Below are 24,706 nucleotides of genomic sequence, written 5' to 3'. Positions count from 1 at the left end.
CCGTAACCCTCAAACAGGTATGGTTGACTTTGAACCTAACCCAGGTACTGCAACCGCCGCAGCCAAGTTGCCGCCATGCTGTAGATGCAGTGAACCTCATGCTCGCGAGGCGGTAGCGCATTCCAGCGCGTAGTGCGTCTCGCCAGCGCCAATATAGCAGGAGTTGGTTGAGGCCCGAGGAGATCTCCGACCACGGACCCCGCAACCTGGGCTCGCTGTAGAACCGCCGCAGGCTCATCCTGATCCCATCGACCGATCGGCAGGTCTGCTAGCAAATCGTGCAAAAGTATGGAGCGATCCGGCATCACTCTGATCTCGGCATAGCTCCCTAGCTGTCGCTTGGTCGACAGCAGGCCCATGGCCAGTCGTTCTCGCCACTGCGATTCGGACAGAAGGTCCGTCGAGTCGCGCGCACCTGCGGATCGCAGAAGCTGCAACTGATCAATCGTCGGTCGATCGCGATCCAGCTTCGTGGCAGCGCGCACCGCAGCAGGTACCGAAACGAAAATATCGCAGGCATCCCGAAGAGCCGACACTTCAACCAGCTGCGCCAACAACTCCATCGCATTGGAGTGGCGGAGCATTAGATTCCATTGAACAGAGATCCCAGCATCTGCCGCGCAACGCGCGAAGTCACGTAGCTGGGCATGAGCGCCATGTCGACGAACGAAAGCATCATGCGTATCCCGCGAACCGTGCAGTGTTAGCCAAACGTGGGAAACGCCGGCCGCTGAAAGGCTTCTAACCGCTTTCGCCGTGTCGCCATCCTTCGGCCAGCCGTGCGTCGGCAAGGGCGCAATCGACGCAAGCAGATCGCACTCCACCAAAATTGCCAACAGCACTTCCAGTGGGTCGAAGTCCAAGATGTCTTTGTAGATATAGACAAGCGGCTTGGCCCTGACGATCTTCTGAAAGTAGTCGATGCATCTGCGGATATCTTCGAGATCTGTTTGTGCCTTGCGAACCTTGAAATCCGAGGCATAGCAGTGCCTGCAAGAGAGTCTGCACGCGGAGGCCTGAATCTCAAGGACTAAGTTATCTAGCATGGCGGCGTCTCCCGCAGACTCGCGATGAATTGCGCGCAGATCGAGATCGACGACGCGGTGGCGCAGGAATGCCAGTGCGCGGCTACCATGCCAGCCACGCGCGCCGCGGCCACAGACGTTCCGCTCGCGCGTTGGCATCCACCATCCCTGTCCAGACAGTCCGTAAAATCGCCGTCAGACACCAAGTTGACACCTTCGCCGTAGTTGGACGCAAGGTCAGGCGTCCGACCTTGCAACCGGTGGCCCCGGTGGTCGACCGCACCCACGCACAAGATATTCCCAAACTTCGTGGACAGCCGTCCGGGGTATCGGGCCAGCGGCTGGTTATCGTGATGTGCAACGGTCACAAGGATGGCGCCCTCTCGAAAGCTGCGTTCCACCGCTTTCGCAAGCTCAGTACTCAAGCCCCACGAGCCAGCCGCGAGCAAGATGATGCCATGTGAGCCGCGGGACAAAAAGTAATCCAACGAGTCATGCATTGCTCCAGCCCAATTGCGCTGGATATCGCGCGCACCATTTCCTATCACCTTCTGTACCAGGATTTCGATAACTACCGAGGGAAGCACTATTTGGTGGAACGCTTCGACGGCGACTGACAGCACGCCGGTCCCGTGACCTTGATCGTCGAATGCCAGTTCATCGGCCGCGACCCAATTGCGCTTCAAGACCAAATGAGCTTGCCCATCCCCTGCAAGCTTCGAAAATCCCGGACCACCAAATCCCGAATCGAGAACGGCCAGACAGATCGGTGAAGTGATGTGGACACTATCTCCAGCCGACATCGACGCACCTCGCTTAGCGGGAAGTTAGAGGGTTAACACTGCATGAGGCGGCGGCGGGAGCGAAACGCATGAAACTAGGGCTACCCCATGTGCATTCGTAGATCGCCGCGATCTTGACACCCACCATGGTCCCCTCATCGTCATCTGCAGATGTTCCTCGCCCTTGAGGATCGTCTTGCATGAAGTATGGCCGCAGCTCGACATCGAATATGGGAAGCATAGCGAACGCCAACGATGAAGGTCAATCACATGCTGGACGAGGCTGCTGGTACATCCCGACTGACAGCGTCCTGCCACAGCCCGAATCCTCTAGTGCCCGTGTGTCGAGAAGGCGCAAACGAACGATCGTTAGGGCGTCTGGCGTCGAGCGCCCCAATCCCTATAGGAGCCGTTCTCAAAAACTCGGCGGGAAACGTCGAGAAATGACCAGCGCCACCGAATTGCCCGTCAGGTCCGATAGAGGGCCCGATCACCGGGACTCGCTTCCCATGCCATCGCCAAAGCTGACCCTCATTGAAATTGCAAGATGCCCGACCCAACGCTCGACGGCTCACTTGGGCCCTTACTTTGAGCGCGATAGACGCCGCGCATCATCACGCATACAGATGCAAAGAGGCGTGAAAATAACCTTCAGCACACCTTCGACGCGCTCAGCGAAGAATCGATAAATCGTCATGACGCCGTCTCGCCCGGCAGTGGACATTCAACTTCAATCAATCGCTGGCGAGCGATCGCCAACTGCTCCTCGCTGAACAAACTCTTCCACTCGTCCTGCAGCGCGAGGTATTCCACAGTCAGCTTCAGCTTGTCCTTGCCTCTCAGGAACAACTCCGTGAAACCATCTGATGGACGCGCCCCAGTCAGCAATTGGGCAGCCGCCGCCCTTCCACCACGCTCTCGCACCATATTGAGAAATCGTTGAGATCTGAAGGGCGGCTTTAGGTCTGCTGCCGCGTCATACAAACCCAGCATCGCATGATGGAACTGCTGCTCAAGGGGGTCTGACATCGCTTGCACCTGGACGAGTTGTTACCCTGCCATTCTGCCCGGCGCCACGGCAACGTAGCCGCGCGCAGGCAAGGCGGACGCACCCGCCGCCAAGGCACGATGCGCGCCAAGCAGTCTTAGGCTGTCGGAAACGCCCCCCATCTACGCCCCCATCAGCAGCACGACTTACACCAGCCGCGCCGACAGCACGGGGAGATAGGGATGGTGGGGATGGTGGGGATGGTGGCCGCCACGCAGCCTCTGCCTCTCTTCCCCATGCCCCCATCGCCTCTCCTTGCCCGATCCGTCACTACGGCGATGAAGAGCAGCCCTCACCCTCAGCAGTCGCTAGGCATTCGGCGCTTCACAGTGTCCCATGGGTAATCGATTGCGGCTAGGTACTCGTCCCTGTGGACGATCTGCCTCTCGTCGCGGGAGATGCGAATACCCCGCAGCCGCTCAATCTCGTCGAAGAACTTCGCGCGGGGCTTGAAGTCCTCGTCCACGATAACAGCGCTTAGGAACGGGCGCCCAGCGGCGTGGTCTTGGTCGTTCGAATCGCGCACCGCGGCGTTCCTCACCTCGGAACGAGACGGCTCCCCGGCCTCCGGCTTCGGGCAGCAGGCATCGACCTCGATCGGCCGAATGAACCGGGTGGGCTCACCCGGCTTGTCCTCAGGTCGCGGCTCCAGCCCGAGCGCGACTCGCTCCAGCAGCCTGATGACGACAAGCTTTCGTTGTTCGAATGAATACATGGTTCGCTTCGCTAGTTAGCGGCCTCGCATGAATGCGAGCCGCCTTGACTGCCTTCAAAAATTTTCTAGGTAATTACCCTGATTTTTGTGATTCTGAGAGGGTGAAAGTGCATCCAGATCTCGTGAGTCCTCAAGCAGGGCAATTTTTCAGGCGGTCTTTTCATGGACACGCCCTGCGAGCCGAACTTGGAACACATATGCATCCCGAATCGAAACACCCGGCATCCCGCATTCTTCCCTACACGGACAAGCGGGCGAAGTCCATCAGCCCCGCGGCGATCTGCGAAGCCGGCACGCCCGCATCCGGTACCCGCTACGTACGCCTACCCGAGCTGCGCAAGATGGTGCCTTGGTCCCCCGCGACGATCTGGCGCCACTCGAAGAATCCGGCCAGCAAGTTCCCAAAATCCATCAAGCTCAGCGCTAGAGTGACCGCCTGGAATCGGGCGGCAGTCGAAGCCTTCCTGGCCGAACGGGAGGCCGCATGAGCAAGGCAGCACGCTGGGGCGCCACGCGGGTGATGGCCGTCGGCAAGACCACTGTGGATTACGACGCGCGCAAGTCGCGGGCCCGCAGTCGCGCTCCCATGGGAAAGCTGCAGTTCGAGCTTTGGAAGGGTTATGAATGGGCCGACGTGCCCCACTTCTACCTCACCATGGAGGAGCATCTCGCCGAGATCACGCAGTTGCACAACGCCAAGCTCGAGCACAAGCGTCGCTCCCCCGAGCACGCGGCACTCCGGATACGCATGCACGACTCTGTGCGGCTCGTCATCGGCGACGCTCCCTTCGCGCGCTTCGTCCCTGGCCGCGTAGGCAACGAGATGCTGTCCATCAACAGCGAAGACATCTTCACGCGTGATGTGGTGTGGGCCAGCTACTGGCCCGTGGACGCCATCGACCAGTTGGCGCGGGAGCTTTATCACGACGCGGCCATGCTGATCGGCAATTACCACCAGGCCCTCTTCAACTGGCAGCAGTTGGTTAAGGCGCACGGGGTCGAGGCGGTCAACGCCCTGCTGGCCGCACGGGAGGCAGCATGAGCAAGCCCGGTCAGGTGCCTGTCCGAATGCTGTGCATCGGCCTATCGGCCTTTGCCCTGGACACGCGCAAGCTGCCGCCGCGCGATCTCTCGCGCATCGGAAACATGCGCTTCGATCTGGAGGAAGAGGGGCCCTATGCTCTCGCGCGCTTCTACGACGCGACGGAGTCCCACTTGGCGCGAATCGCAGAGCTGCACAACGCGAAGCTCGCCCGCGAGTGCGGCTCCTCCCACCACGTGGCACTCCAGCAGCAGATGCGCGACGAGGCGCGGCTCGTCATTGGCGACACCGCCTTCGAACGCTTCACGCCTGGGTGGGTCGATGAGGAAATGTCGCCGTTGAACGGCGACGACAGCCTAAGAAACAAGGCTATGTGGGCCTGCTACCAGGTCGTTGACGCCATCGACGTGCTGGCGCAGGAACTCTGCAACGACACCGGAATGCTGATGGGCAACTACCACCAAGCCCTCTTCGGCTGGTGGCAATTGGTCGAAGAGAACGGTCTCGACGCTGTCACCGAAGCCATCGGCGCGCGCCGGCCGCTCCTGAACTGACGCTCGGCAGCAGGCAGGGGCGGCGGAATCGATACGCGTTCGCGCTGTCGTCCCACCGCCCCACCGCCCCGCTGGCCACACCGCCCCTCTTGCCTCTCGCCGCGCACGACGAGGGGCACTCCCAACTGGAAAGAATTGATCGAACCAACGCCATGGACAAGAACCATCATTCGCCCGACAGCCCTCGCGATGGCGAGGGCCACCTCCCCGAGCAGCCGGGGCAACCCCAACGCAGTCAACATATCGACAAACCGCAAGGCACCGCTGTCGTCCAGGCGCCCGCCGAGCCTCCGCGCAAGCTGGCCCCTCAGCGCTTCCACAACACGGAAGATGGCCTCTTTGCCCTGAACACGCCGGGCGAGGTGGACGGCGCGCGCAACCGCGTCAGCGACGCGATCTACGTGGACGCCCTCGTGCGCAGCGGCGAGGGCATGGAGTGGGGCAAGCTCGCGCGCTGGTATGACCCCGACGGCAACGAGCACCGGCAAGTGATCCAACTCGCCGCGTTGCAAGGCGACGGCTTGGAGGTCTCCCGGGCCTTGGCAAGCGGCGGCCTCATGACCGAACCCGGCCCGCGTGCGCGCAATCAGTTGCTCGACTACCTCGCGTCCGAGCGACCTGAAAGACGAATCACCATCGTGCCGTGCACTGGCTGGCATGGCCCGGAGGGCGCGATGGCGTATGTCATGCCCCACGTGACTATCGGAAGCACCCCCGACGAATCGGAGATGGTGCTGTCGCTGGAGCGCGTTCCCGGATCCCGTGCCAGTGCCGGCACGGTGGAGGACTGGAAGGTGCGCGTCGGTCGGTACTGCTCTGGCAATTCCCGACTGCTACTGGTGTGCTCGATGGCATTCGCGGCGACCCTGCTACCGTTCAGCCGAGTCGATGGCGGCGGGCTGCACCTCACCGGCCGTTCGAGCACTGGCAAGACCCGGGCGGCGAAGACGGCCGGCTCGGCCTGCGGTGGTCCCGATTACATGCAACCGTGGCGCTCGACCCTCAACGGGCTGGAGGCCATCGCCGCGCGGCACAACTGTGCCCTGCTGATCTTGGACGAGATAGGGCAGGTCGATCCGCGCGAGGTTGGGGAGAGTAGCTACATGCTGGGCAACGGCCAAGGCAAGCAACGCGCGATAAAGTCTGGCGCCGCTGCACGCCGCCAGAGCTGGCGACTTCTCTATCTGAGCACTGGCGAAGTCGGGCTGAGCCAGCATATGGCGGTAGCGGGTAAATCGGTCCGGGCTGGGCAGGAGGTGCGCCTCGCCGAACTGCAGGCCGACGCAGGCCAGGGCCACGGCATCTTCGATGTGCTGCACGGCCACGCTAGCGGCGCGGCACTGTCCGACACGATCGCGGCGGGCTGCACCGAGGCGTATGGCGAGGTCGGGGTCGAGTTCATCCGCCGCTGCGCCGCCAATCAGAGCGGGCTGCGCGATCTTGTGGCCTCGGGCACCCAGGAATTCCTGGCCGAGTGCGTGCGGGTCTTCGGCGATGGCCGGGCGTTGGGCGGGCAGGCCCATCGCGTCTGCGAGCGCTTCGCCCTGAAAGCTCTGGCTGGGGAACTTGCTACGTCGTGGGGGCTGACGGGCTGGCAGCCTGGCGAGGCGCGCGCTGCGATCGTGCGCTGCTTCGGCGAATGGCTGAACGCGCGTGGCACGTTGGGGGATACTGAGCCGAAGGTGGTCCTGGACAAGCTGCGCGAGTTCATCTCCCGCCACGAGGACGGCCGCTTCGTGGACCTCGACGCGCGGGCGGTCGTGTTCGACGCGCCACAGCGCTCGAAGCTTGTTCACAACCGCGCCGGCTGGCGCAAACGCTTCGAAGGTGACGAGCGCGAATATCTCATCGATCCTCTCGTGTTCCGGCGCGAGATCTTTGCGGGGTTTGACACGATGTTGGTCTGCCGCGTCCTTGTCGCGGCGGGGTGCATGCAGACCGGGGAGGAAGGCGGGAAAACGCGCTACACCCTGTACCGCAACCTCGGCGGCCTACATGAGCGCCGCCGCGTGTATGTGATCACCAACAAGCTGTGGGCTGACGAAGCGGACGACGCGCTGGCGTAGTCATCAGGGCGGTGGTGACGGTGGGGCAGGTGGTGATGGCGACGTCCAAAGTCCGCCCCACCATCCCCGCGCCCCACCGCTTCGCGTATCGGCGCCGTGCGATAGGCTGTGAAAGGACTTCCCAGCGTACCGTTCGGGAACAGGCGAATCCCCGCCCTCGGGTCTGATGGGTAGCACGCGGGCCCCACAAGCTAATTGCTCTTGCCAGACAACCTCGCGCAGATGCAACGCGACGCGCCGTCGGCACCCACCGCCCCAGTGGGGCACGGTCACCTGTGCGAGAACTACCTCGGTAAGAATTGGGGCACAGCACAAGCCCCCTCGTCATGCGCCTCTTACTCACTCTCTTCCTGCTGCTGGCCGCCCTCTCCGCGTCGGCCGCGCCGCCTGTGTACCGATGCGAGACCGCAGGCAAGGTCAGCTACTCGGACTCGCCGTGCGTCGGCGCAAAGGTGATCGACGCGACGCCGAATCAAGGCGTCGATCAGATGTCGGGCAAGTCGCGGAAGGGCAACGACGTGCAGCGCACGGAACTCAACCACGCCTTCGACGACGCGCTCCGTCCCCTGACTGGAAAGTCACGCGATCAGATGGACGTGATGCGCCAGAGAATCAAGCTGCCAGCACGGGATCAAGGGGAGTGCCGACAACTGGATGCCCGACTGCCCGAACTGGAGGCAGCGACGCAGCGCGAAACCGGCGCGTCGAAGGCCAAGGCCGACGTGGACCTGTACCAAACGCGCAAGCGCTACTTCGACCTGAAGTGCTAGCTGCCGTCTCGCAGGCCAAGCCCGGTTCTGCGGGATAAGCGTCCCCCGGTTCGCGCCTTTATGGTGGGGACTATCGCGCTGCTAAGCGCAAGCGGACAGTGCAAGCAAATTATCGTTGTAGTACCCGTCCGCATGAGTGCGAATGTACGGCCGCTTACCGGCTTCGCGGACCACGCCGACATCCGCGCGCTTGCCGTTGCTGGCTTGGACAAAGAACGTGTTGGTCGCTGCGTCAATGCTGGCGATCACTTCCGCTACGGTCCAATTCCTCGTGAACTGCGGACTACCTACGTGCGTGATGTGCTCATAGCCGCCATTCGTGGCGGACTTTGTTATGCAGGTGATTCGGACATCGCTCATGTTGTGCTCCTCGACGCTCCAACCTCGGATTGAGGCCGCGGCGACTTTGACTACTACTTGGGGCAGCGCCCATCCCATAAACACATTAGGGTGGATGGCCGGCGGTCTTCGCCTTAGTTGGCCGAGCGATGTCATTCGGTCCTGGATGAACGCGCGTGAAGTGACAGCGTTGGTATTCACACTCAACAGCGGCGCATATCCTCGAATCAATCGATGATGTCGTAGGGGGCGAAGGTCCAGCCGTAGTCCAAGCGGCTCGCGTGCCGCGGGTGCCCCGTCGCCGTCAGCTCGCCGAATCGCAGCCACCGCGGCTCGAATCGGGCCAAGCGCCGGTACAGCTCGTCGCGCGCCCGCAGGAAGTAGGCGTGATGCACGACCGGCGCGCCCCACGCGGCCCAGATCACGGGCTCGGCCTGCGCGGCCACCACCTCCTCGATAGCGGTGAGGTTCCGGTCGAAGGCGACCCTGTTCATCCTGGCCGGCAGGGTACGGTAGTCCGTCGCCCTGATCGGGTAGAGGTTCGTCATCACGAATCCCTCGAAGCCGTTCCGTCGCGCGACCTCGTCCACGCGCGCCACCGTGGGGTCGCTGCGCTCCTGCGTGGCCGTCGAGGGGTTCAGGCCGACCGTCACCAGCGTGCGTCGGCCCGCGCGGCCCAGCAGGTAGCGCCACTGGTCGTTCTCGTCGTTCGAGTAGATGTCGTAGAGCATGGCGTGGCCTCGGTCAGCCCTTGGCCGCGAGCTGCTTCGCGCGGGCCTCTGTGAGCTTCGCCTTGCAGCCGGCGACTTCGAGCGCCATGGCGGAACCACCGGCCACGTCACCGCCACTCTCGGCCGCGATCTTGGCTTCGCTGCATGTTGCGTCACGAGTAGTAATCCAGCCACGCTGCTCGTCGCGCAGGGCGGTCTTCCCGGCGTCATCTAGCCGGGCGCGCGCCGCAGCATAAGCGACGTTCAGTGCCTTGTCGGCCGCCGCGTACCGATCTTCTCCGCTGGTCTGCTGCTCGGGGGTCGTGGTGCCTGCCAGCGCGCCGGTGCTGGACGGTAAGGGGATAGCGGTAGGCCCCGTCACGCCGCCGGCCTGCGCCGCCTTCTCGGCCTCGCGTCGGGCATATAGCTCGCTGTTGCTGAACCCGACGCTGAAGCCGGCGAGCGCGAGGGCGAAGGGGTCGATGCCGGAGGCCGACACGCGGATGCTCTGCCCTTCGTCCGAGGGCTGCACGGTGTACTGCACGCTGCCCTGCAGGTTCGGCCCTTGCACCCTGACGCTCGCGTCCGTCCGAGCCGCACTCTGCAGCCATCCGTCGTTCGGATCGAGGTCGTGCGCGTCCGCGTCCGCGGCCACGATAGTCGCCTCGCAGGTCGGGCGGCCACCGTTCTGACCGGGGATGGTAGCGACACCTTGCAGGGCGATCCTGAAATGGGCCTTGCCCGCCGCAGTCACATCGGGTACACGGTCGGGGAAAACCTTCCACGCGACAGCCTTCCCAACGCCCTCCCACACAAGCTGCTCGATGAGCTCCTTCGCGTCGGGGGAGGAACAGCCGGCACGGTCAGCCGGAGAACCTGATGCCGCCGACATCGGAGCCGGCAGAGAGCCAGGAGTAGCGCCCTCCGGCGAACACGCGCTGAGCGCTAGGACTACGACGGTGCCGATGCACCCAGCAATTGCACGAAATGCCATTCTCACTCCTATCTGATTACTAAAAACTCCGAGCATCAAATCCCAAATTGGGATATTCTAAAACGGGATGTACGTTCGCTCGCGTGTCGCGCGGTCTGCAATCTCCCCCATATAAGAAGCTTCGACAGCTTCTCGCACAGGCACGGGCTGACGCAGGGTTAACGCAGCTTCAGGTGGCCGAGTGCGTGAAGCGCCCTCAATCGTTCGTGTCAAAGTACGAGAACGGGGAGCGCCAGCTGGATGTAGTCGAGTTCGTCGCCGTGTGCAAGGCGATTGGTGCATCGCCTTCTTCGCTTATCGATCAAATCATCTAGAAGAAGACGAAACTGCATGGCAGAAACCTTCATAAGCCTCGAAAAAGTACGCGGACGCCGATCCGCGTTCAGACTTCTTTGCAGGTACTGGAAGAGACGCGCCAACGCGATGAATCACGCAAACTCGATCGTCAACGCCATGCCAATAGGAGATTCGACCCATACCGTGTCGGTTTTAGCCCCGCACGATTCGTTCTAACGCAAACCGGCTTTTTACTTCGAACCACAACTATGGCCATCACCTCAGCGCAAGTTCACAGCGGCGGCTTCTATACCACGGCAGCAGGCCAACTTCGCAAGGTCACCGACCTTGAAATTGATCCTGAAGGGCGAACGCGGGTGCGCTACCTTAGCAAGAGCGCTCGAATTCCGAACAGAGAGTTTGATCCCACCCACACCATCAAGAATCCGCCGCTCTTAGACACGTTTGTCGAAGACTGTGACAAGGAATTGAGTGAGTCCGATGTTGCGCTGCTGCGGCGGGAACACATTGTCCTTGCCGACGAATAGCCCAAGCAGGGCGTGCGTGGAACCTCGATGAAGGATTCCAGAGGCCCCATCGGCGCCTCACCGAAAGAAAAATGAACTCTTACTCATTCTGGAACAACAAAGGCGGCGTCGGCAAAAGCTTCTTATGCTTTATTGCTGCTTGCGAGTACGCATACCGTCATCCCGACACCGATATCTATGTTATCGACCTGTGCCCGCAGGCTAACGTATCGGAAACTTTACTTGGAGGTCTTCGGACCAGCCCCAGGCCAATGTCGAAACTGTTGGCAGAAACTCCCAGACGGACTATCGCAGGTTACCTGGAGGAGCGACTAAGCTCGCCATTCAGGATGATTGATGACGTTGAGAGCTTCGTCTCACAGCCAAGCAAGTTCAACGGCTTTATCCCGAAGAATCTATACCTAATATGCGGCGACAACCTGTTGGAACTTCTCTCAGAACCCATGCGGCAAGCCTCTCAGTTAGCGCTTCCGAACGACGCATGGGCTAAAACGCAAAATTGGATTCGCGATCTCTGCATCGCACTTGAGGATAGATCGGCGCCTCGTAATGCGACTTTCGTAATCGACTGCAACCCAAGCTTTGCAATTTATACGCAGCAAGCACTCGTTGCCTCTGATTCACTCGTTATTCCATACACCGCAGACGACAGCTCGCGTCGCGGCATAGAGAACGTTATCGCCCTGCTGTATGGCGTTGGCGATGCGCGGATGTCCGGCTACGCAAAACTTAGCTTCGCACAAAAGGCGCGCGAGGAAAATGTTAGTACGCCCAAAGTGCATACGTTGGTGAGCAACAGGCAAACCCTCTATGACGGGAAGCCGAGCAAAGCCTTTGAGGCCTTGAGCAAGACCATCAAGTCAACGATTGACGGCATCCACAAGAAGAATCGAGCTCTTTTCACGTTTCCCACCAAGCTGCCGAGTAGTGAAGTAATCAACATTCCAGACTATCACGGCGCTTCGATTGTGGCGGCCGCCAACGGCGTGCCTATACATCGACTAAAGGCGGGCCCGCATGACGTAGCGGGCGATCGTGTACAGATCAATCCAGAACCACTAGCTCGCTACACCCAAGCGCTACGGACCTTTGTCGCGAGACTCTGATGACCTCCAGGGCGCGAGCAGATTTCCTGCGGGCGAGGGAGGCTGCACGATTACTAATCGTCGCGGGCGCTGTCACCCCGGTAGTAGCCGCCACCGCATCCGCGCACCGTGCGTCATGCCTGCATGCAGCGCTAGCCATGCTCGTTGCGTCATGGGAGGCCTACCTAGAGCGCCTCGTTAGGGAGGTGCAACTTACCCTTGCTGATCCGACACACGTGCGTACGGCGGCAATATTGTCGCTACTTACGCAGATCAGCAACGCAGAGATTAGCCGCTTTAATACACCAAATGCAGAGAACTCCCGACGACTTCTAGCTACCCATACTGGCTATGACCCAATCAACGATTGGCAATGGCCAAGTGGGGGTTTGAGTGGCCCTCAGACTCGCGACCGACTCGACGAGATTCTGAAAATTCGCCACAGCTTTGCTCACGGCTTCTCCATTCCAACGAATATTGTCTGGGCGCGGGATCGCAATGCGCCCGGCCGACTAAACATCAGCGCGCTCAGATCCGTAGACCAATTTCTTTCGCACATAGTGAGGATTACCGATAGTGGCATGGCAGACCATTTGGTTTCCACGTTCGGTGTCGCTAAGCCTTGGTGAGTGCCGCGAAAGCCATCATTAAGTGCCACCCAGTCGCACTGCCGACGGATGGGTACATGGATGGGTAAGGATATCGAACTGGCCGAGCGTCGATGAGAGACATCGATGGCTGGCGGAGAGTGTGAGATTCGAACTCACGGACGGTTTCCCGTCGGCAGTTTTCAAGACTGCTGGTTTAAACCACTCACCCAACTCTCCGGAGCCACGGATTTTATGCCAGTGGCGCTCCCCTACTCTTCATCGGGCAGGAACATCGCCTGCAGATCGCTCAGAAAATCCAGTCCGCGTTCGGTCGGCCACACGCGGAACAGGTCGCGAGCCACGAGCCCCTTGCGCTCTGCCTCTTCAAGGCCGCGCTGGATCGACGTCATTGCCAGCCCCGTACGTTCGCTGAATTGCGGCAGCGTGAAGCCTTGCTTCAGCCTCAGCGCATTGAGCATGAACTCGAACGGCAGATCGGCCAGCGCCACTTCGTCGCTCTGCGACACCGCGGCCCCCGCGCGTGCGTTCTCCATGTACAGGCGCGGCTCGCGAAAGCGCACCTGGCGCACGATGCGGTGCGCAAAGCTCAGCTTGCTGTGCGCGCCGGCGCCAATACCCAGGTAATCGCCGAACTGCCAGTAGTTGAGGTTGTGCGCGCATTGGTGTCCCTCGCGGGCATAGGCCGACACCTCGTAGCGCGACATGCCGTTGGCGCTGGTGCGCTCGGTGATGCGGTCGAGCATGGCGTAGGCAATGTCGTCTTCGGGCAGCGTGGGCGGGAACTTGGCGAACCATGTGTTGGGTTCGATGGTCAGGTGGTACACCGAGATGTGCGGCGGCGCGAGCGCCAGTGCCTGCGACAGGTCGGCGTCGAGGCCTTCCAGGGTCTGGCCCGGCAGCGCGTACATCAGGTCGAGGTTGAAGGTGTCGAAGGTGCTCGCGGCCTCTTCGAGGGCAGCAATGGCCTGCGCGCGGTCGTGCACTCGGCCCAGCGCCTTCAGGTGCTCGTCGTTGAAGCTCTGCACGCCCACCGAAAGGCGCGTGACGCCGGCCGAGCGGTACGCGCGGAAGCGGTTGCGCTCGAAGGTGCCGGGGTTGGCTTCGAGAGTGATCTCGCAGTCGGGCGTGAGCTTCAGGCGCGCGCGCACGTCGCCCAGCAGGCGGTCGATGGCCTGCGGCGAGAACAGGCTGGGCGTGCCGCCGCCGATGAAGATGGTGTGGACCGTGCGGCCCCAGATGAGCGGCAGTGCAGCATCGAGGTCGGCCACCAGCGCGTCGATGTACGCCGCTTCGGGAATGCCGTCGATCTCGGCCTCGCTCGCCGCGCGCCATTCATGCGAGTTGAAGTCGCAGTACGGGCACTTGCGCAGGCACCACGGCAGGTGGATGTAGAGCGACAGCGGCGGCAGCGCGCTGAGTTGCAGCGGACCGGGCCGCATCCAGTGCAGCACGTCGTTGGCCTGCGGCGCGCCCGTGGGCTGCGCCGGCAGGATCGGGAAGGTGGTGGCCATTACAGCCAGCGCTCGCGCATCAACGCCAGCATGGCCTGCGCCGCGCGGCCGCGGTGGCTGTTGGCGTTCTTCACTTCTGGCGGCAGCTGGGCAAAGGTCTTGCCGAAGGCCGGCAGGTACATGACGGGGTCGAAGCCGAAGCCGTTGTCGCCAACGGGTGCGGGCGCGATCTCGCCGACCACGCGGCCGACGGCGATGAGCGGCTCGGGGTCGTCGTGGCTGCGCAGCGCGACCAGTGTGCTCACGAGCGCGGCACGTCGATTGGCCACGCCGTCGAGCTGTTCGAGCAGCGCCTTCACGTTGTTGGCGTCGCCCTTGGTGTAGCCGAACTGCGTGGCGTAGAAAGCGGTGTCGACGCCCGGCAGGCCACCGAAGGCATCGACGCACAGGCCCGCGTCGTCGGCGATGGCCGGCAGACCGGTGGCGGCGCTGGCGTGGCGCGCCTTGGTCAGTGCGTTCTCGACGAAGGTGCGGAAAGGTTCTTCAGCCTCGCCCACGCCCAGTGCCGACTGCGGCACCAGGGTAACGGCCAGCTCGGCAAACAGTTGCTGGAGTTCGGCGAGCTTGCCTGCGTTGTTGGAAGCCAGAACCAGTTTCATAAAAAGTCAAAAGTGGCTGTGACGCCCGATTGACGAGCGCCAGTAGCTGTTGGTCAGTTCGATGGCAGCAGCGCCTGCTGTTGCAGGGTCACGAGCTCGCCGATGCCCTTCTCGGCCAGGCCGAGCAGGATGTTCATTTCTTCGCGCGTGAAGGCCACGCCTTCGGCCGTGCCCTGCACTTCGACGAAATGGCCGGCGCCGGTCATGACGACGTTCATGTCCGTGTCGCAGGCGGAGTCTTCGGTGTATTCGAGGTCGAGCAGCGGCGTGCCTTCGACGATGCCGACCGAGATGGCGGCCACGTGTCCCTTGATGGGCGAGGCCTTGAGGGTACCTGCGGCCAGCAGCTTGTTGACGGCGTCCTGCGCGGCGACAAAGGCACCGGTGATGGCCGCGGTGCGCGTGCCGCCATCTGCCTGCAGCACGTCGCAGTCGAGGTGGATGGTGCGCTCGCCGAGGGCGGCGAGGTCGAACACGGCGCGCATCGAGCGGCCGATGAGGCGCTGGATTTCCTGCGTGCGGCCGGTCTGCTTGCCCTTGGCCGCCTCGCGGCTGCTGCGGGTGTGCGTGGCGCGCGGCAGCATGCCGTATTCGGCGGTGACCCAGCCTTCGCCGCTGCCCTTCTTGTGCGGCGGCACCTTTTCTTCGACCGAGGCGGTGCACAGCACCCGGGTCTGGCCGAACTCGATCAGCACCGAGCCTTCAGCGTGGATGGTGAAGCCGCGGGTAATGCGTACGGGGCGCAGCTGGTCGGCGGCACGGCCGCCGCTTCGTGTGAAAGCAGTCATTTTTTGAGACTCGAAAGAGGAAAAAGGGAGCGAACGAACGGCGCGCTCAGGTCTTGCGCGCAGCCGAGCGGCGGATCGCTTCGTTGATCTCGGCGATGGAGCGCTCGATGGCGTCTTCGTCGAGGTCGTCGATTTCGTTGTCCGACGGCATGCCGGCCTGGATGGTCGAGGCGAACACGCCGTCTTCGATGGTTTCGGTGGACACGCCGCTGCGATCGTCGCCCGTGCTGTCGGGCATTTCCCATTCGAGCGCGATCAGCGTGACGTTGTCGCTGTGGGCGCCGCCCTTGCGCAAGGCCATCTCGGCGAGATCGGGAGCGGCGTCGGACACGGGCTTGTCGGACGAGAGGGTGTGCACGATCAGTTCATCGTCGAGCACACCCCAGACGCCATCGGAGCACAGCATGATGCGGTCGCCGCGCTGCAGCTGCAGCGGCGCCGAGACATCGAACAGCGGCGTGGTCGGCGAACCGAGGCAGGTCAGCAGCAGATTGCGGTTGACGGGCATGTCGGAGCCGTGCGGCTTGGGGCGTTCGGCGTGCGAGTGGTCGCGCGTGCGCACCAGCAGGCGGCCGTCGCGCACGACGTACAGGCGCGAATCGCCGCAGTGCATCCACGTGGCAGTCGTGCCCTGGAGCACGGCCGCGACGACGGTGGTGCGCGGCGTGTCGAGCATGGCCTTGTGGCTCGCGTAACGCATGATCTGCTGATGCGCGGCCATGGCCGACTCGGCCAGGAAGGCCTTCGCGTCCTTCACGACCGGACGCGCCTCGCGCTGGTAGAGCGCGGCAATGGTCTGCAGCGCCAGCTGCGCCGCAACCTCGCCTTCCGGGTGGCCGCCCATGCCGTCGGCCAGCACGAACAGGCTCGATTCCCGCGTGTAGCAATAGCCCATGCGGTCTTCGTTCTTGAGACGTCCGCCCTTGCGGCTGACCTGGAAGACGGAGAATTTCATGATGTCATGCAGGGCGCGTGGTGGGCGCAGCAGCCTTGGGCAGGCTCTTCTTGTCGAAGGAGCGGATGTTGTCGATCGACAGGCGCACTTTCTCGCCCACCGTGAGCTTGGTGTAGCGGCGCTCGCCTTCACGGCTGAGCTCCTTCTGCAGCGCGAAGACCGATTGCGGGCGCGACAGCGGGTCGAGCGACATGCACCACTCGACCACCTCGATCAGGTTGTCGGAATACACGCCCCGCAGGCGCGACAGCGACAGGCTGAGCCGGTCTTTCTCGATGCGCCGCGGCGCGTCATTGGGCGGGTAGCCCTGCATGCAGGCGTAGATGCAGGCGCCGATGGCATAGATGTCGGTCCACGGGCCCATCGACGAATCGCGCCGGTACATCTCGGGGGCTGCGAAGCCGGGGGTGTACATCGGGCGGATGAAGATGCCTTCCTTGCTGAGCACTTCGCGCGCGGCGCCGAAGTCGATCAGCACGGCACGGTCGTCGTCGGTGACGAAGATGTTGGCTGGCTTGATGTCCAGGTGCAGCATCTTGTACTGGTGGACGATGCGCAGGCCACGCAGGATCTCGTCGAACAGCGAGCGGATGGTCGACTCGCGGAACACCTTTTGCTTCTTCAGGTCGCGCGCCGTGACCACGAAATCCTGCAGGGTCGCGCCCTCCAGGTAGTTCATGACCATGTAGACGGTCTCGTTCTCGCGGAAGAAGTTGAGCACGCTGACCACCGAGGCATGCGAGATCTGCGCGAGCGAGCGGCCCTCTTCGAAGAAGCTCTTGAGCCCCAGCCGATAGAGTGACAGCTTCTCCGGCGGCACCTGCGGCGCGAGCTCGCCAGGCCCCCGCGTGGCAAGCGAAGACGGCAGATATTCCTTGATGGCCACCTGCTGTCCGCTGGGGTCGATGGCGAGATAGACGACACCGAACCCACCAGCGGAAAGCCGGCGTACAACGCGGTAACCACCAATGACCGTATCGGGCAACAGGGGCGTAGGCTTGACCTTTGACATAATCCGGGAGTTTCGCCCGAAGGCGATGGTGCGGCAAGCGAACGCCGTGCCGACGCCTCGGTGCATGCAAGCAAAACCACAGTGAGGCGCAATGCCAGTTTACAGCATGACCGGCTACGCCAGCGGCCAGAACGGGTCCGCAGGCAGCCACTCCGAAGCCGAGGCACGGCCTTCCGCCGCGGGCCGGCTCGGGGTAGAAATCCGCTCGGTCAACAGCCGCTTCCTCGATCTCACCTTCAAATTGCCGGAGGAGCTGCGCCAGCATGAAACCGCGCTGCGCGAGCTGCTCACGGGCAAGCTCAAGCGCGGCAAGGTCGAAGTGAGGGCTGCCATCGAGAACACGGCCCAGGCCGGTGTGGTCGAGCCCTCCGTCAAGCTGCTCCAGCGGCTCAACGGGGTGCAGGACAGCATCAAGGCCTGGCTGCCGAGCGCGCGCGACCTGAGCGTGGCCGACGTGCTGCGCCTGGCCGGGGGCGACAGCGCCGCCCGCGGCGATTGGGGCCCCGACCTGCTCGATGTCGCCGGAAAGGCGCTCGAAGGCCTGATGTCGGCCCGCCAGCGCGAAGGTGCGCGGCTGGCCAAGATGCTCGAAGCCCATCTGGGCCAGTTGCGTACCCTGGTGCTGCAGGCCGGTCCGCTGGTGCCGCAGCTGGTCGAACAGCAGCGCACCCGCTTCCTGGAGCGCTGGCAGGAGGCCATGGGCCTGACCGCCGGCACAGGCGGCACGCTGCCCGAAGCCGCCCAGGACCGCGCGCTGACCGAAGCCACCGCCTTCGCGATCCGCATCGACGTGGCCGAGGAGCTCACCCGGCTGAACTCGCACCTCGACGAGATCGAGCGGCTGCTCAAGAAAGGCGGCGAAATCGGCAAGCGCCTCGACTTCCTGATCCAGGAGCTTCACCGCGAGGCCAACACCCTGGGCTCGAAGTCGGCGGCACTGGAGCTCACGCGCATCGGCGTGGACATGAAGGTCCTGATCGAGCAGATGCGCGAGCAGGTGCAGAACATCGAATGACGACGAGCGAAAGAATGGATTACCCCGGCAATATCTTCGTGGTGGCCGCGCCCAGCGGGGCCGGCAAATCGAGCCTGGTCAAGGCACTCATGGAGCTCGATTCGGCCGTGCAGCCCTCGGTCTCGCACACGACCCGGTCGCCGCGCGGGCAGGAAAAGCACGGTCGCGAGTACTTTTTTGCCTCGCCGACGGAGTTCGACGCCCTGATCGCGGCGGACGGCTTCGTGGAATGGGCCCATGTGCACGGGCACCGGTACGGCACCTCCAAGAGGGCCATCGAGGAGCGGATCGCCCAGGGGGCCGACGTCATCCTCGAAATCGACTTCCAGGGCGCGCTGCAGATCCGCAAGACCTTTGCCAACGCGGTCATGATCTTCATCCTGCCGCCCAGCTGGGAAGAACTGCGCTCCCGTCTCGAACGGCGTGGCGAAGACAGCGCCTCGGTCATCGAATTGCGCCTGAAGAACGCGGCCGAAGAGATGGCCAGGGCGGGGGAATTCGACTTCGTTATAATCAACGAGTTATTTGAGCGCGCGCTTTTCGATCTCAAGGCGATCGTCCACGCTCAGCGGCTCCGGTATTCCGCACAGCGCCGTGCACGTGCCGACACATTCGCCGCCCTGAACATCCCCTGATATCCGAGTTCATCCGCTCACAGACAGAAAGATTCTCATCATGGCCCGCATCACCGTCGAAGATTGTCTCGTCAATATTCCGAACCGTTTCCAGCTCGTCCTGGCCGCCACGTACCGTGCGCGCATGCTGAGCCAGGGCCATGCCCCGAAGATCGAGAGCAAGAACAAGCCCGCCGTGACCGCCCTGCGCGAAATCGCCGAAGGCAAGATCGGCCTCGAAATGCTCAAGAAGGTGCCGGGCTGATCTGACGCAGCCCTGCAACGAAAAGGCACCGCAAAGCGGTGCTTTTTTTATGTCTGAACGCGTCCATACAGCGGTCACGCTAAAGTGGTAGCCATGAGCGCGGTAGCCAAATCTCAGTCCCATGCCCCCAAGGGCACGCCGAAGCCGAGTCCGGCGGCGCTGAATGCGGCCGCCGCAAGCTTTGCAGCATTGACCGCGCGCCTCGACTACCTGAGCGCAGAAGATACCGAATTGGTCCGCCGCGCCTACCGCTTCGCCGACGAGGCCCATCTTGGACAGCTGCGCAACAGCGGCGAACCGTACATCACCCACCCCATCGCCGTGGCGGCGCAATGCGCCGAGTGGAAGCTCGATGCGCAGGCGCTGATGGCCGCCCTGCTCCACGATGCCATCGAAGACTGCGGCGTCACCAAGCCCGAACTCATCGAGCGCTTTGGCGCCCCGGTCGCCGAACTGGTCGACGGGCTCACCAAGCTCGACAAGCTGCAGTTCAACACGCGCGAAGAAAACCAGGCCGAGTCGTTCCGCAAGATGCTGCTGGCCATGGCGCGCGATGTGCGCGTCATCCTGGTCAAGCTGGCGGACCGCACGCACAACATGCGCACGCTGGCCGATGCGCCGCGTGAAAAGTGGGGCCGCATCTCGCGCGAAACGCTGGAGATTTACGCGCCCATCGCGCATCGTCTCGGGCTGAACCAGACCTACCGCGAGCTGCAGGAGCTGTCGTTCCGGCACCTGAAACCGTGGCGTTATGCCACGCTGTCGAAGGCCGTGGCCAAGGCGCGTGGCCGACGCCGCGACCTGATCCAGAAGGTGCAGCGCGAGGTCGAAACCGCCTTTGCCGCAGCCAACATGACGCTGCGGATCGCGGGGCGCGAGAAAACGCTCTATTCGATCTATCGCAAGATGGAAGAAAAGCACCTGAGCTTCGCCCAGGTGACCGACATCTACGGCTTCCGCCTGATCGTGCCGAACGTGATCGCCTGCTACACCGGCCTGGGCATCCTGCACCAGATGTACAAGCCCCTGCCGGGCAAGTTCAAGGACCACATCGCGATCGCCAAGCTCAACGGCTACCAGTCGCTGCACACCACGCTCGTCGGTCCGGCCGGCGTGAGCGTCGAGTTCCAGCTTCGGACCGAGGCAATGCATGTGGTGGCCGAATCGGGCGTGGCCGCGCACTGGCTGTACAAGGCGGCTGAGCCGAACGCAGCAAGCAACGACCGTCTGGGCACCAAGTGGCTGCAGTCGCTGCTCGACATCCAGGATGAAACGCGCGACGCCGCCGAGTTCTGGGATCACGTCAAGGTCGACCTGTTTCCTGACGCGGTATATGTGTTCACGCCCAAGAGCCAGATCATGGCGCTGCCCCGCGGCGCCACGGTGGTCGACTTTGCCTACGCCATTCACAGCAACATCGGCGACCACACCTCGGCCGCGCGCATCAACGGCGACCAGGTGCCGCTGCGCACTGAGCTCAAGAACGGCGACGTGGTCGAAGTGATCACCGCGCCGGTGTCGACGCCCAATCCGGCCTGGCTGGGCTTCGTGCGAACGGGCCGGGCGCGCTCCAAGATCCGTCACTATCTGAAGACCCTGGCGCACGCCGAGTCCGAAGGCCTGGGCGAAAAGCTGCTCGCACAAGCGCTGCGCGCCGAAGGCCTGAGCAAGCTGCCCGAGGAAGACGAGGAACACCAGGCGCTGTGGGAAAAGCTGCTGCGCTTCACCGGCAACCGCACCCGCTCCGAACTGCTGACCGACATCGGCCTGGGCAAGCGCATTGCCAGCATCGTCGCGAAGCGGCTGGTGGCAATGCTCTCCGAACTGGGCGAACGGCCCGACGCGCTGCTGCTGAGCCGCGAGCGCTTCATCTCGCACGAAACCGTGTCGCAGGGCGCGGTCACGCTGGACGGCAGCGAGAACTCGTCGGTGCGCTTTGCGCTCTGCTGCCGGCCGATTCCGGGCGACCAGATCGTCGGCTACCTCGGCCATGGCGAAGGCCTGGTGGTGCACACGGAAGACTGTGGTGTCGGCCAGCGGCTGCGCCATAAAGACAGCGAACGCTTCTTCGCCGTCGAGTGGGCAGACGAACCCACGCGCGCCTTCGAGACTGGCGTGGTCATCACCGTGCGCAACGACAAGGGCGTGCTGGCGCGGGTCGCGGCCACGCTGGCCGATGCGGAAGCAGACATCACGCATGTGGAAATGGCCGACGAAACTCCGCAGGATTCGACCGACCTGCGCTTCGTGATCGCCGTGCGCGACCGCACGCATCTGGATGCCGTGTTGCGCGCTGCCCGGCGTACCGCGTCGGTACTGACCGCATCCAGGACGGTTCCCGCCCCCTGAGGCGCCGTTACGCCGCGGCTGGGCGCGGCGCCGGATAGCTCACGGACAGTATCTCGACCTCGTGCGCCCCGCCCGGTGTCACGAGCTTCACCACATCGCCTTCGCGCGACTTGAGCAGCGCCCGAGCAATCGGCGAAATCCAGCTGACCTGCGACTTCGCGCTCTCAGCTTCGTCGATACCGAGGATCGTGACGCTGCGCTCGTCGCCCGCTTCGTCGACATAGCGAACGGTGGCGCCGAAAAAGATCTGATCGCGACCGTGGTGCACCGAAGGATCGGTGACCTCCGCGATTTCGAGGCGCTTGGTGAGAAAACGGATGCGGCGATCGATCTCGCGCAGGCGCTTCTTGCCGTAGAGGTAGTCGCCGTTCTCGGAGCGGTCACCATTTTTGGCTGCCCAGTGCACGGTCTCGACGATCTTCGGCCGCTCCTCGTCCATCAGCTGCAGCAGCTCGTCGCGCAGGCGCGCGTAGCCTTCGGGAGTGATGTAGTTCTTGCTGCCTGCGGGCAACGGAGGCAAAGCGCCATCAGCGCCGTCGTCATCTCCGTCGGAGTCTGTTTCCTTGGTGAATGCCTTGCTCAAAGCAGAATCCTCCAAATGAAAAAAGCCCGCAACTTTCGTTGCGAGCTTTTCTTGTTGTGGTGCGGCTGGCAGGAATTGAACCCACGACCCCTTGGTTCGTAGCCAAGTACTCTATCCAACTGAGCTACAGCCGCACAGCTTGCAATTATAGCCCGCTTTCTTCGACCCTTTTTGCATTTGCCCAGCCGAATCCACGCGAAGGCACAAAAGAAAAATGCCCGAAAGATGAATCTTCCGGGCATTTTTGGAGATGGTGCGGCTGGCAGGAATTGAACCCACGACCCCTTGGTTCGTAGCCAAGTACTCTATCCAACTGAGCTACAGCCGCTAAGCCTTCGATTATAGCCTGTTCTGGGGCTCGTTCCGAAAACGGGCAAAAACAAGAAGTGGTGGTAGGCCGTGATGGGCTTGAACCATCGACCAACGGATTATGAGTCCGCTGCTCTAACCAACTGAGCTAACGGCCCACTCGGCACGATTCTATTCGCGCCGCAGCGCCTACTTGCGATGGCTCAGCGCATTGCTCACCAGGCGAGACGTGATGTCGACGATCTGGATCATGCGTTCGTAGGGCATGCGCGTCGGCCCGATCACGCCCAGCGTACCCACGACCTGCCCGTCGACCTCGTAGTTGGCGCTGACGATGGAGAGCTCCTCGAAGGGCACCACCTGGCTTTCACCGCCAATGAAGATGCGCACCCCTTCGGCCTTGCTCGACACGTCGAGCAGACGCATCAATTGGGCCTTCTGCTCGAAAAGTTCGAAGGCACGGCGCAGTTGCCCCATGTCGCTGGAGAAATCGCTCACCGCCAGCAGGTTGCGCTCGCCCGAGATCACGACGTCGTCTTCCTGCGCCTCGTTTAGCACTTCGGAGCTGACCTGCACCGCGGCCTGCATCAACGCAGCGATTTCGCCGCGCAGCTTTTCGACCTCGGACTGGAGGCGATCGCGCACCTGCTCGATGGTCAGGCCCGCATAGTGCGCGTTGATGTAGTTCGAGGCCTCGACCAGCTGCGACTGCGAGTAATCGGCCTCCGGAAAGATCACCCGGTTCTGCACGTCACCATCGGGCGAGACGATGATCACCAGCAGGCGCCGGTCGGAGAGCTTCAGGAATTCGATCTGCTTGAACACCGAAGCACGCCGCGGCGCCATCACCACGCCGACGAACTGCGACAGGTTCGACAGCAAGTGCGCCGCATTGGCAATCACCTTCTGAGGCTGGTCGGGCGCGAGGCTCGGCGTGCTCATCTGCTCGCGCTGCGCGGTCAGCATGGTGTCGACGAAGAGGCGGTAGCCGCGGTGCGTTGGAATGCGGCCGGCCGAGGTGTGCGGGCTGGCAATCAGTCCCAGCGCCTCGAGGTCGGACATGACGTTGCGGATGGTCGCCGGCGACAGATCGAGCCCCGAGGAACGCGACAGCGTGCGCGAGCCGACGGGTTGCCCGTCGGCGATGTAGCGCTCGACGAGCGTCTTGAGCAGCAACTTGGCACGGTCGTCCAGCATTGCAAGATTTTAGTGTTGTAATTTGTGAGATATGACCTCTCGCTTTCGTCACGTCGCCCTGATCGGCAAATACCAGGCTTCCGGCGCCCGGGCGCAGGCGGACTCGCGCGACGGCGTCATGGAAGGCATTGGCACCTTCCTCGAATCGCAAGGCTGCACGGTGTTCGTCGAGCGCTCGACCTGCGAGGAAGACGATGACGGCGCCCCCGCCCATCCACGCTACGAAGCCCTCAGCGTCGAGGAAATCGGCCAGCGCTGCGACCTCGGCTTGGTGGTCGGCGGCGACGGCACCATGCTCGGCATCGGCCGGCAGCTCGCCAGCTACGGCATCCCGCTGATCGGCATCAATCGCGGCCGGCTCGGCTTCATCACCGACATTCCACTCGACAACTACCAGGCCACACTGATCCCGATGCTGGCCGGCGAGTACGAGGAAGACCACCGCAGCCTGATGCATGCGCAAGTCGTGCGCGACGGCGCCTCGGTGTTCGACGCGCTCGCCATGAACGACGTGGTCGTCAACCGCGGCGCCACCTCCGGCATGGTCGAGCTGCGCGTGTCGGTGGGCCGCCATTTCGTGGCCAACCAGCGCGCCGACGGCCTGATCATCGCCACGCCCACAGGCTCGACGGCCTACGCTCTCTCGGCCGGCGGGCCGCTCCTGCATCCGGCGGTGCCGGGCTGGGTGCTGGTGCCGATCGCACCGCACACGCTGTCGAATCGCCCCGTGCTGCTGCCCGATGCCGACGAGATCGTGATCGAGCTGGTGGGCGGACGCGACGCCAGCGCCAATTTCGACATGCAGTCCCTGGCCTCGCTCGCAATCGGCGACCGCGTTGTAGTGCGCCGCTCCGATTTCCGCGTGCGCTTCCTGCACCCGCGCGGTTGGAGCTATTTCGACACCTTGCGCAAGAAACTTCATTGGAACGAAGGGGGCTCCTGAA

Annotated in this window: 27 protein-coding genes and 4 tRNA genes; 13 read left to right on the top strand and 18 right to left on the bottom strand. The window is 63.0% G+C overall.

The genetic code is table 11. From position 1 onward, the window contains the following. Positions 1-35: 35 nt before the first annotated feature. From ACSFBF_RS10245 to ACSFBF_RS10230, 4 genes are all read right to left on the bottom strand, one after another. Positions 36-1,046: a radical SAM protein gene (locus ACSFBF_RS10245; protein ID WP_435466527.1), complete on the bottom strand. Its 1,011-nt coding sequence runs from the start codon at positions 1,044-1,046 to the stop codon at positions 36-38. Next, positions 1,040-1,828 (bottom strand): S8/S53 family peptidase, encoded by a 789-nt coding sequence (locus ACSFBF_RS10240; protein ID WP_435466525.1) that lies wholly within the window; start codon positions 1,826-1,828, stop codon positions 1,040-1,042. Before ACSFBF_RS10240 ends, ACSFBF_RS10245 begins: the two co-directional genes overlap by 7 nt. Positions 1,829-2,500: 672 nt before the next feature. Then, complete coding sequence (locus ACSFBF_RS10235; protein WP_435466523.1) at positions 2,501-2,836, bottom strand: hypothetical protein; 336 nt, start codon at positions 2,834-2,836, stop codon at positions 2,501-2,503. Between the two features lie 317 nt (positions 2,837-3,153). After that, positions 3,154-3,570: a hypothetical protein gene (locus ACSFBF_RS10230; RefSeq protein WP_435466521.1), complete on the bottom strand. Its 417-nt coding sequence runs from the start codon at positions 3,568-3,570 to the stop codon at positions 3,154-3,156. A gap of 197 nt (positions 3,571-3,767) precedes the next feature. Here ACSFBF_RS10230 and ACSFBF_RS10225 point away from each other — a divergent pair, with 197 nt between their 5' ends. The 5 genes from ACSFBF_RS10225 (at position 3,768) to ACSFBF_RS10205 (ending at position 8,002) form a co-directional block, all read left to right on the top strand. Further along, positions 3,768-4,058 carry a helix-turn-helix transcriptional regulator gene (locus ACSFBF_RS10225; RefSeq protein ID WP_435466519.1) on the top strand — a complete coding sequence of 97 codons (291 nt, stop codon included), beginning with the start codon at positions 3,768-3,770 and terminating at the stop codon, positions 4,056-4,058. Next, positions 4,055-4,612 (top strand): hypothetical protein, encoded by a 558-nt coding sequence (locus ACSFBF_RS10220; RefSeq protein ID WP_435466517.1) that lies wholly within the window; start codon positions 4,055-4,057, stop codon positions 4,610-4,612. The genes ACSFBF_RS10225 and ACSFBF_RS10220 overlap by 4 nt, the downstream gene beginning before the upstream one ends. 26 nt (positions 4,613-4,638) lie before the next feature. After that, positions 4,639-5,166: a hypothetical protein gene (locus ACSFBF_RS10215; protein WP_435466515.1), complete on the top strand. Its 528-nt coding sequence runs from the start codon at positions 4,639-4,641 to the stop codon at positions 5,164-5,166. 152 nt (positions 5,167-5,318) lie between these two features. Beyond that, entirely contained in the window at positions 5,319-7,232 is a 1,914-nt protein-coding gene (locus ACSFBF_RS10210; protein WP_435466513.1) for a DUF927 domain-containing protein, read from the top strand. 326 nt (positions 7,233-7,558) lie between these two features. Beyond that, positions 7,559-8,002, top strand: coding sequence for a DUF4124 domain-containing protein (locus tag ACSFBF_RS10205; RefSeq protein WP_435466511.1), 444 nt, complete (start codon positions 7,559-7,561; stop codon positions 8,000-8,002). Positions 8,003-8,083: 81 nt separating this feature from the next. Here ACSFBF_RS10205 and ACSFBF_RS10200 read toward each other — a convergent pair whose 3' ends face one another. The 3 genes from ACSFBF_RS10200 to ACSFBF_RS10190 all read right to left on the bottom strand — a co-directional run bounded on the left by ACSFBF_RS10200 (position 8,084) and on the right by ACSFBF_RS10190 (position 9,622). Further along, positions 8,084-8,362 carry a DUF3892 domain-containing protein gene (locus tag ACSFBF_RS10200; RefSeq protein ID WP_093059669.1) on the bottom strand — a complete coding sequence of 93 codons (279 nt, stop codon included), beginning with the start codon at positions 8,360-8,362 and terminating at the stop codon, positions 8,084-8,086. A gap of 206 nt (positions 8,363-8,568) precedes the next feature. Then, on the bottom strand, positions 8,569-9,072 hold the full coding sequence (locus tag ACSFBF_RS10195) for a DUF1643 domain-containing protein (RefSeq protein ID WP_435466509.1): 504 nt from the start codon (positions 9,070-9,072) through the stop codon (positions 8,569-8,571). Between the two features lie 13 nt (positions 9,073-9,085). After that, a complete protein-coding gene (locus ACSFBF_RS10190; RefSeq protein ID WP_435466507.1) occupies positions 9,086-9,622 on the bottom strand; it encodes a lysozyme inhibitor LprI family protein in 537 nt (178 codons plus the stop codon). A gap of 506 nt (positions 9,623-10,128) precedes the next feature. On the opposite strand from ACSFBF_RS10190, the gene ACSFBF_RS10185 reads away from it, so the two are divergent. From ACSFBF_RS10185 to ACSFBF_RS10175, 3 genes are all read left to right on the top strand, one after another. After that, the gene (locus ACSFBF_RS10185; RefSeq protein WP_435466505.1) at positions 10,129-10,359 is read left to right on the top strand and encodes a helix-turn-helix domain-containing protein; all 231 of its coding nucleotides are present in this window, start codon (positions 10,129-10,131) and stop codon (positions 10,357-10,359) included. A gap of 231 nt (positions 10,360-10,590) precedes the next feature. Continuing rightward, on the top strand, positions 10,591-10,869 hold the full coding sequence (locus tag ACSFBF_RS10180; RefSeq protein WP_435466503.1) for a hypothetical protein: 279 nt from the start codon (positions 10,591-10,593) through the stop codon (positions 10,867-10,869). Between the two features lie 71 nt (positions 10,870-10,940). Continuing rightward, on the top strand, positions 10,941-11,975 hold the full coding sequence (locus ACSFBF_RS10175; protein WP_435466501.1) for a ParA family protein: 1,035 nt from the start codon (positions 10,941-10,943) through the stop codon (positions 11,973-11,975). Between the two features lie 718 nt (positions 11,976-12,693). On the opposite strand, the gene ACSFBF_RS10165 is transcribed toward ACSFBF_RS10175, so the two are convergent. The 6 genes from ACSFBF_RS10165 to ACSFBF_RS10140 all read right to left on the bottom strand — a co-directional run bounded on the left by ACSFBF_RS10165 (position 12,694) and on the right by ACSFBF_RS10140 (position 17,430). Beyond that, positions 12,694-12,781: transfer RNA gene (locus tag ACSFBF_RS10165), tRNA-Ser, on the bottom strand. A 32-nt stretch (positions 12,782-12,813) separates the two neighbouring features. Further along, on the bottom strand, positions 12,814-14,076 hold the full coding sequence (gene hemW, locus ACSFBF_RS10160; RefSeq protein ID WP_435466497.1) for a radical SAM family heme chaperone HemW: 1,263 nt from the start codon (positions 14,074-14,076) through the stop codon (positions 12,814-12,816). After that, positions 14,076-14,675 (bottom strand): non-canonical purine NTP pyrophosphatase, encoded by a 600-nt coding sequence (locus ACSFBF_RS10155; RefSeq protein WP_435466495.1) that lies wholly within the window; start codon positions 14,673-14,675, stop codon positions 14,076-14,078. The genes hemW and ACSFBF_RS10155 overlap by 1 nt, the downstream gene beginning before the upstream one ends. A 53-nt stretch (positions 14,676-14,728) precedes the next feature. Next, positions 14,729-15,463, bottom strand: a complete 735-nt coding sequence (rph, locus tag ACSFBF_RS10150) for a ribonuclease PH (protein ID WP_258353088.1) — start codon at positions 15,461-15,463, stop codon at positions 14,729-14,731. Positions 15,464-15,509: 46 nt separating this feature from the next. Then, on the bottom strand, positions 15,510-16,418 hold the full coding sequence (locus ACSFBF_RS10145; RefSeq protein WP_093059685.1) for a PP2C family protein-serine/threonine phosphatase: 909 nt from the start codon (positions 16,416-16,418) through the stop codon (positions 15,510-15,512). A gap of 4 nt (positions 16,419-16,422) precedes the next feature. After that, positions 16,423-17,430, bottom strand: coding sequence for a serine/threonine protein kinase (locus ACSFBF_RS10140; protein ID WP_042673779.1), 1,008 nt, complete (start codon positions 17,428-17,430; stop codon positions 16,423-16,425). A 91-nt stretch (positions 17,431-17,521) separates the two neighbouring features. Between ACSFBF_RS10140 and ACSFBF_RS10135 the strand changes: the two genes are divergently transcribed. The 4 genes from ACSFBF_RS10135 to ACSFBF_RS10120 all read left to right on the top strand — a co-directional run bounded on the left by ACSFBF_RS10135 (position 17,522) and on the right by ACSFBF_RS10120 (position 21,673). Then, entirely contained in the window at positions 17,522-18,445 is a 924-nt protein-coding gene (locus ACSFBF_RS10135; protein WP_435459249.1) for a YicC/YloC family endoribonuclease, read from the top strand. A gap of 14 nt (positions 18,446-18,459) precedes the next feature. After that, the gene (gene gmk / locus ACSFBF_RS10130) at positions 18,460-19,080 is read left to right on the top strand and encodes a guanylate kinase (protein ID WP_093059689.1); all 621 of its coding nucleotides are present in this window, start codon (positions 18,460-18,462) and stop codon (positions 19,078-19,080) included. Positions 19,081-19,120: 40 nt separating this feature from the next. Beyond that, the gene (gene rpoZ / locus ACSFBF_RS10125) at positions 19,121-19,324 is read left to right on the top strand and encodes a DNA-directed RNA polymerase subunit omega (protein ID WP_007835875.1); all 204 of its coding nucleotides are present in this window, start codon (positions 19,121-19,123) and stop codon (positions 19,322-19,324) included. Between the two features lie 93 nt (positions 19,325-19,417). Further along, positions 19,418-21,673 (top strand): RelA/SpoT family protein, encoded by a 2,256-nt coding sequence (locus ACSFBF_RS10120; protein WP_435466492.1) that lies wholly within the window; start codon positions 19,418-19,420, stop codon positions 21,671-21,673. A gap of 7 nt (positions 21,674-21,680) precedes the next feature. On the opposite strand, the gene greB is transcribed toward ACSFBF_RS10120, so the two are convergent. From greB to hrcA, 5 genes are all read right to left on the bottom strand, one after another. Then, positions 21,681-22,256 (bottom strand): transcription elongation factor GreB, encoded by a 576-nt coding sequence (gene greB / locus ACSFBF_RS10115; protein WP_435466490.1) that lies wholly within the window; start codon positions 22,254-22,256, stop codon positions 21,681-21,683. Between the two features lie 57 nt (positions 22,257-22,313). Beyond that, positions 22,314-22,390 (bottom strand) — tRNA-Arg (locus ACSFBF_RS10110). 117 nt (positions 22,391-22,507) lie between these two features. Beyond that, positions 22,508-22,584, bottom strand: a tRNA-Arg gene (locus ACSFBF_RS10105). Between the two features lie 62 nt (positions 22,585-22,646). Then, positions 22,647-22,723, bottom strand: a tRNA-Ile gene (locus tag ACSFBF_RS10100). A 31-nt stretch (positions 22,724-22,754) separates the two neighbouring features. After that, positions 22,755-23,762 (bottom strand): heat-inducible transcriptional repressor HrcA, encoded by a 1,008-nt coding sequence (gene hrcA / locus ACSFBF_RS10095; RefSeq protein WP_093059694.1) that lies wholly within the window; start codon positions 23,760-23,762, stop codon positions 22,755-22,757. Between the two features lie 31 nt (positions 23,763-23,793). Between hrcA and ACSFBF_RS10090 the strand changes: the two genes are divergently transcribed. Continuing rightward, a complete protein-coding gene (locus ACSFBF_RS10090) occupies positions 23,794-24,705 on the top strand; it encodes an NAD kinase (protein WP_435466488.1) in 912 nt (303 codons plus the stop codon). Position 24,706 lies beyond the last annotated feature (1 nt).

Origin of the sequence: Variovorax nivicola (assembly GCF_051216475.1) — a bacterium.
In the GTDB taxonomy this organism is placed as follows: Bacteria; Pseudomonadota; Gammaproteobacteria; order Burkholderiales; family Burkholderiaceae_C; genus Variovorax.
This window is presented reverse-complemented; position numbering and strand designations above follow the sequence as displayed.

Coding starts and splice junctions, on each gene's coding strand:
- ACSFBF_RS10245 (WP_435466527.1), bottom strand. CDS start 1,046: ATGCTAGATAACTTAGTCCTTGAGATTCAGGCCTCCGCGTGCAGACTC.
- ACSFBF_RS10240 (WP_435466525.1), bottom strand. CDS start 1,828: ATGTCGGCTGGAGATAGTGTCCACATCACTTCACCGATCTGTCTGGCC.
- ACSFBF_RS10235 (WP_435466523.1), bottom strand. CDS start 2,836: ATGTCAGACCCCCTTGAGCAGCAGTTCCATCATGCGATGCTGGGTTTG.
- ACSFBF_RS10230 (WP_435466521.1), bottom strand. CDS start 3,570: ATGTATTCATTCGAACAACGAAAGCTTGTCGTCATCAGGCTGCTGGAG.
- ACSFBF_RS10225 (WP_435466519.1), top strand. CDS start 3,768: ATGCATCCCGAATCGAAACACCCGGCATCCCGCATTCTTCCCTACACG.
- ACSFBF_RS10220 (WP_435466517.1), top strand. CDS start 4,055: ATGAGCAAGGCAGCACGCTGGGGCGCCACGCGGGTGATGGCCGTCGGC.
- ACSFBF_RS10215 (WP_435466515.1), top strand. CDS start 4,639: ATGCTGTGCATCGGCCTATCGGCCTTTGCCCTGGACACGCGCAAGCTG.
- ACSFBF_RS10210 (WP_435466513.1), top strand. CDS start 5,319: ATGGACAAGAACCATCATTCGCCCGACAGCCCTCGCGATGGCGAGGGC.
- ACSFBF_RS10205 (WP_435466511.1), top strand. CDS start 7,559: ATGCGCCTCTTACTCACTCTCTTCCTGCTGCTGGCCGCCCTCTCCGCG.
- ACSFBF_RS10200 (WP_093059669.1), bottom strand. CDS start 8,362: ATGAGCGATGTCCGAATCACCTGCATAACAAAGTCCGCCACGAATGGC.
- ACSFBF_RS10195 (WP_435466509.1), bottom strand. CDS start 9,072: ATGCTCTACGACATCTACTCGAACGACGAGAACGACCAGTGGCGCTAC.
- ACSFBF_RS10180 (WP_435466503.1), top strand. CDS start 10,591: ATGGCCATCACCTCAGCGCAAGTTCACAGCGGCGGCTTCTATACCACG.
- ACSFBF_RS10175 (WP_435466501.1), top strand. CDS start 10,941: ATGAACTCTTACTCATTCTGGAACAACAAAGGCGGCGTCGGCAAAAGC.
- hemW (WP_435466497.1), bottom strand. CDS start 14,076: ATGGCCACCACCTTCCCGATCCTGCCGGCGCAGCCCACGGGCGCGCCG.
- ACSFBF_RS10155 (WP_435466495.1), bottom strand. CDS start 14,675: ATGAAACTGGTTCTGGCTTCCAACAACGCAGGCAAGCTCGCCGAACTC.
- rph (WP_258353088.1), bottom strand. CDS start 15,463: ATGACTGCTTTCACACGAAGCGGCGGCCGTGCCGCCGACCAGCTGCGC.
- ACSFBF_RS10145 (WP_093059685.1), bottom strand. CDS start 16,418: ATGAAATTCTCCGTCTTCCAGGTCAGCCGCAAGGGCGGACGTCTCAAG.
- ACSFBF_RS10140 (WP_042673779.1), bottom strand. CDS start 17,430: ATGTCAAAGGTCAAGCCTACGCCCCTGTTGCCCGATACGGTCATTGGT.
- ACSFBF_RS10135 (WP_435459249.1), top strand. CDS start 17,522: ATGCCAGTTTACAGCATGACCGGCTACGCCAGCGGCCAGAACGGGTCC.
- gmk (WP_093059689.1), top strand. CDS start 18,460: ATGGATTACCCCGGCAATATCTTCGTGGTGGCCGCGCCCAGCGGGGCC.
- rpoZ (WP_007835875.1), top strand. CDS start 19,121: ATGGCCCGCATCACCGTCGAAGATTGTCTCGTCAATATTCCGAACCGT.
- ACSFBF_RS10120 (WP_435466492.1), top strand. CDS start 19,418: ATGAGCGCGGTAGCCAAATCTCAGTCCCATGCCCCCAAGGGCACGCCG.
- hrcA (WP_093059694.1), bottom strand. CDS start 23,762: ATGCTGGACGACCGTGCCAAGTTGCTGCTCAAGACGCTCGTCGAGCGC.
- ACSFBF_RS10090 (WP_435466488.1), top strand. CDS start 23,794: ATGACCTCTCGCTTTCGTCACGTCGCCCTGATCGGCAAATACCAGGCT.